The 5,215-nt window shown below is 28.9% G+C and carries 6 protein-coding genes; all 6 read right to left on the bottom strand.

Features of this window, described 5'->3' with window-relative positions; genetic code table 11:
* Positions 1-150: 150 nt before the first annotated feature.
* Positions 151-642: a CRISPR-associated protein Cas4 gene (cas4, locus tag HMPREF9129_RS03750; protein WP_004820511.1), complete on the bottom strand. Its 492-nt coding sequence runs from the start codon at positions 640-642 to the stop codon at positions 151-153.
* An 11-nt stretch (positions 643-653) separates the two neighbouring features.
* Positions 654-2,558: a CRISPR-associated helicase Cas3' gene (gene cas3 / locus HMPREF9129_RS03745; protein ID WP_004820509.1), complete on the bottom strand. Its 1,905-nt coding sequence runs from the start codon at positions 2,556-2,558 to the stop codon at positions 654-656.
* Between the two features lie 32 nt (positions 2,559-2,590).
* Entirely contained in the window at positions 2,591-2,962 is a 372-nt protein-coding gene (locus HMPREF9129_RS12240) for a CRISPR-associated endonuclease Cas3'' (protein ID WP_004820507.1), read from the bottom strand.
* Between the two features lie 150 nt (positions 2,963-3,112).
* On the bottom strand, positions 3,113-3,766 hold the full coding sequence (cas5, locus tag HMPREF9129_RS03740) for a CRISPR-associated protein Cas5 (RefSeq protein WP_004820504.1): 654 nt from the start codon (positions 3,764-3,766) through the stop codon (positions 3,113-3,115).
* Positions 3,753-4,637 (bottom strand): type I-B CRISPR-associated protein Cas7/Cst2/DevR, encoded by an 885-nt coding sequence (gene cas7i, locus HMPREF9129_RS03735; protein WP_004820503.1) that lies wholly within the window; start codon positions 4,635-4,637, stop codon positions 3,753-3,755. Before cas7i ends, cas5 begins: the two co-directional genes overlap by 14 nt.
* A partial coding sequence (gene cas8a1, locus HMPREF9129_RS03730) for a type I-B CRISPR-associated protein Cas8b1/Cst1 (RefSeq protein WP_004820501.1) occupies positions 4,634-5,215 on the bottom strand: 582 nt, incomplete at its 5' end. The genes cas8a1 and cas7i, both read right to left, overlap by 4 nt.

Raw genomic sequence — 5,215 nt, 5'->3', positions numbered from 1 at the left:
AGTTTCTTCTCCAAATATGTATAAATTGGATATTACCTCAATAGGTATGTCTTTCTTTACATTTTCTTCAGTTATTATTGTAATAGTATTATCTTTTCTCTTTATTTCACCATTTTGAAAAATATAATAATCACTTTGCATCTTATCACCTCATATATAGCAATACTCATAATATGAACATTTTTTACATATCTTTTTCTCAACTAAATTAGGTACTTCCTTACAGTTAATTATACTGCTTATTTTTTCAATTACTTCTCTTAAATATATTATGTCTTCTTCTCTTAGCTCTACTATCTCTCTACTTCTTAATAATGGAAAATCAATGATCCCCTTTTCAACCTCTAACCCATTATCTTTTAAAATCATCATATAGTATTTTGTCTGCCAAATTGAAGCTTCCTCTACTATTTTTGACTTTTTTACTTCATGTACGATTTTCCAATCTTGTATGAAATCTATGTTTATAGATTCATCTATCAATATATGCTTCGTTTCCCTGCTATATGATGTTTCATCAAGTAATTTCCCCATCCCAACAATTTCACTGTTATGCTCCATATTTAAATCATGAGCAAAATACCATAGCTTTCTTTCACAAACATGATAATAATACACCATCAAACCCGTGACTTTTTTCATTAAAAACACCTCTAAAAGAAATTATCATATAAATTTTCGCTCTTTTCTTTTTCTTTTCTTCTAAACCCCAATTCATAATCATAATCGCATTCCACTACTTTAAGTTTTTGATACTTGCTTATTTCAATCTCACAATAGTCCATGTTAATCAAAGCTCTTGATTCTATATCTAACGTATATCCCATAAGTTTTTCCCTTTCTCTTAACTTATCATATTGAGTATATTCGTTTGATTTAATTATATTTAATATTTCATTGATATCTCTCAAATTATTTTCATAGACTGGTCTAGGCATTATAGTTTCTGACATAATATTTCTAAATAGTTTTTGCGCTTCTTCTTTAGAAAACTCTGCATGAAACAAATTTTTTGTGTATTCAATTGTCTTTTCAATCTCTTTATAGTACTTTGTTTCTTTAACATTTTCCGATGAAAGAGTTTCTTCAACTAATTTCATCTTATCTAATTCTCTCAATTCACTTGAATTATTATCAAAAAATTCTCTAATATATTTTTTTGATAAATCAAATAAATCTCTATCAATAATACTTACTATACCTGAAGTAGCTCTATCGCCTCCATCATATACATAACAATTGTACCCTTCTCCTATCCATTCTCTATTTCTATAACACCTGCCAAATCTTTGTAAAAGACTTGATATTTCGGATAATTCAGTAAGTAATACATCAAAATCTATATCTAATGATGCTTCTGCAATTGAAGATGTTATCCATATTCCCTTCTTCTTGTTTGGATTCCCTTCATCGTCAAAAAGTTTGCCAAAGTCAATTATTTCTTTAGACTTCTTTTCTTTATGCATTTTAATGTACTTTCCATGCAGCATATTCAATTTAATACCTAATTCATTTTCTTCTATAAGTTTTTGCAAATCTTGGTACATCTCTTGACATTTTTTTACAGTGTTGCAGATTACCAAAACTCTATTGTCTGTATATTTTTCAATAACATCATTGGCAGTTAACTGCTCTCTTACCACAGATACGCTATGTCTTATTCTGTCATTTACAAAAGCTTTATCTGGCATATCAAATTTGAGTCCTTCTCTTTTCATTAGTTTCTTTAAAAACCCAGGAAATGTAGCTGTAAGTATTGCATATTTTCCACCAACATCTTGAATCATCTTTAAACCACGTATTAAATAACCAACTAAGTCAGCACTGTACATTTGAATTTCATCAATGATAATTTTTGAATAAGATAGCGTTGCCAACTTAGATTCAAAATTCCTATGTAAAAATACAAAAGTAAACAGTTGGTCCAATGTACAAATTGTTAGCGGTAATGAAAGTTGCTTTGTGCTTGAAAAATATTCATCTAAATTATTTATTTTACCACTATCTAATTCCTCTAAATATATACTCTTTGTCCCAGAATGTAGTACTCCTACTTTTTCGTCAAAATTTTCACCATCCAATAAATCATCTTTTATACGATTATATATTGCATTTATAGCTGTTCTAATTGGCAATGTGAAGAACCCTTTATTATTACCTAACCACCAAAGTCCTGCTTCAGTTTTTCCCATTCCCGTTTGAGCTATTATAACCAAATTTTTATCTTGATTATTCATCATATATCTTTGAAGTTCATTCCAGTCGGGAGCATCTTTACCTATTTTCTTCAACTTAACAGATAATTTATTCATAAAATTTGATAGTGCTATTTCAAGAAAGTCATTTTTTCTATCTACATCTAAATATCTTTGTGATGAATCTATGTATGCACTAGCTGCGTAGTCAATTTTATTTAACAATCCTTTTAGAAGTATATATTCATAATATAGCTCTTCTTTTTCAGTTATTTTAGACAGCTGTATATAATTGCTATTTAAAACTATTTTTTGTGGAAATTTAAATTTATCATATACAAAATCATCTCTGTATTCTTCCAAAAGGCTACAAGCTTTTTGTATACTCTCTTTTTCTATTTTCTTAATAGTATTTCTATGATGGTGAAAATAAATAGCAGAATATAAGATACATATTTTTCTTTGACATTATCGTAATGAGAATATTTTTGTTTTAATTCCTCAACATCTAAAAAACATGCACTCAAAATTCCATGAGGAATTTCATTATCTATATTTTTAAATTTACTATTTTTATTTATCTTGCTTTGAAAGGAACTATTCATTTTACCTAAGTCATGATAAATGCATGCAATCTCCAGCAAAGTCCAATCTACATTTATATTGGGATATATCTCTTTTAACTTCGCTAACTGTATTAATAAATTATCCGTATGCTCTTGAATCGTTTCTATTGGATTAGACTTTGCCAAAAATTGCTTTTTCATAATTTACTCCTTAAGCTAAAAATACAAATTGTCCAGTACTATCTTCGCATTTACTACCTTCGCTTGTCGCTATAATTTTTGAAGTATAGATAACTTCAACTTTATTCCACAATCTAATATTTTTTATATTCTTACTATTTCCATAATTTTCTAAAAATAATCTTTGTTAATCAACATTTTAGTTCCACTCTGAAAAGTACTAAAAGCTGAATCCTCAATTAATATATTGTCAAGAAAAGTATATGCACTCTCTTCGTAATTTTCACCATTGAAATGTATATACTTAAGGGGCACATAAGCGTAATAATTCTCGCCTAAATATTCTTCTCTTTCTAACTTTCTCTCTACTATATCCACTATCTCAACAGATTTGATATTTAATAAATCTTCTCTCCTACCTAAAGAAGGATATTCCCACGGAGTTTTTAATGAACTATAAATTTCTTGTACTCTTTCTTGATCTTCCGGCACTATATGAATAATTAGCTCCATTTGAGATAAAAGTTCAACTGTAGAAATCCCTTGTGCTACACCGTACCCATCAACATTAATATGGTGTCTTCCTTTCTCAAATTTGGTCCCATTGTTAAATTCATATCTTGTATATAAATCATTTGTCTTAGATACATATTTCCCTTGAACACTTACTTTCATTGGAATATACGATTCATATTTACACAAGTTATGGACCATTCCTATAATTGTAGAATAAGGTGGCAAAGGATAACTTTCTTTAATTTGGAAACTCATTGGTTTTCTATAGTTCACCAGATCTTGAAGAGCCACCATCTTAATGGCTCTCATAATAATCCTTCACCTCTTCTTTTATAGCTGAGAAAAATTCAGGCATCTTAACAGCATTTAACTTTTCAATGACTTCATTTTCATTTATAAATTTCCCTTTAACAATCGCGCAATGTGTTTGGTCTTTTATATTTCCATAAAGTAAATCTGTTATAGCCTCTACTTCAATCTTCCCATCATTCACTTCTACAACACTGCTGAAAAATGGATTTTTAATATCATAAACACCACCTATAACAAATAAAGGTTTTAAATCTTCTCTTCTACCTCTTATATCTCTATATAATAAAGCAACTGTGTCTAGTAACTTACCAACTCTTCTTGCTTTTTCAGTATTTTCTATCTCAATGTTATAAACTTCATCTATGCCTATTTGGTCTAAATCAGCTGTTATAGTGTATCTATACAATGACTTGTGTATTTCCGCTTGAGCAATATTCATATTTTCAGATAGTCTATCTGCCAGCCCCTTATTAGTTAAAAAATCTAAATCTCCCTTAAATGTCTCTAATGAAATTGCATTTGATAATCTAACTTTCGCTGATCTCTTCTTTCCACTTGATTTGGCTTCTGTTTTCAAATAGCCGAAGAAATCTATTTCTGGATATTTATCTATAGTAGCATCTTTAGAAAATTGAATAACTTTCTTGTCTCCCTTTCCTTCTGCATTAACCTCGGCTAATGGTTCGGACAATTGTTCTACAATATTGTATCTAAGCGCTTGTCTTGAAATATAAGTAAACTGCTCACCTTTATTTCTTGCTACTTTTTTAAGTGAAGCCACATTACCTACAGATTCGCCATAATTCGCACTTTCAGCTTCAAAAATTATAGTTAAAGTTAATCCCTTAGGATTTAATTGATTATTCATATTTCTCCTCCATTATCTTCAGAATCGTTCTTTGAATTATTTTGTTTTCCTAACATCCCCGCTATAAATGAATATCCTGCATTTTTAAACTTCAAATCATCTTCCATAGTATTTGAAAATACATCATCTATTTCTTCGTTTGCATACATACTCGCCTTAATCAAAGTATCCATGAATGCATGTTTATTAGAAGTTTTTAGTGCATTCAACATTCTATATGCTATTCCGTTCAACTTTTCTACAGCATTCATTTTTTTATATGAATCTCTTAATTTCTCTCCTGATAACCTGGAAAAATATAAATATTTTCCATTACTCTTGTCATTCATATATCCAACCTCCCTCAAATAACTATTATTAATTCTAATGACATTTTGAATATGTTCACTGCTATACCTAGTTTTATCTGTATTTGATATCTTATAATGAAGCATTTTATGAATAATTAAAAAATCATTTTGATTATTAAATAAATTGTTCATTACTTCATTATAAACATATACATTTTTCTTACCTTCTTCAAAGTAAGCCCCCCTGATAAATTTCAAACTGCCTGAACACTCATTAATAACTCTCTG

It is taken from the genome of Peptoniphilus indolicus ATCC 29427, from assembly GCF_000227315.1.
In the GTDB taxonomy this organism is placed as follows: domain Bacteria; phylum Bacillota; class Clostridia; order Tissierellales; family Peptoniphilaceae; genus Peptoniphilus; species Peptoniphilus indolicus.
The sequence above is the reverse complement of the archived record's forward strand: the minus strand, read 5'-3'. Positions and strand labels throughout refer to the sequence as shown.

Excerpts from the sequence above, each read along its gene's own strand:
- cas7i (WP_004820503.1), bottom strand. The coding sequence starts at position 4,637 with ATGAATAATCAATTAAATCCTAAGGGATTAACTTTAACTATAATTTTT.
- cas5 (WP_004820504.1), bottom strand. The coding sequence starts at position 3,766 with ATGAGAGCCATTAAGATGGTGGCTCTTCAAGATCTGGTGAACTATAGA.
- cas4 (WP_004820511.1), bottom strand. The coding sequence starts at position 642 with ATGAAAAAAGTCACGGGTTTGATGGTGTATTATTATCATGTTTGTGAA.
- HMPREF9129_RS12240 (WP_004820507.1), bottom strand. The coding sequence starts at position 2,962 with ATGAAAAAGCAATTTTTGGCAAAGTCTAATCCAATAGAAACGATTCAA.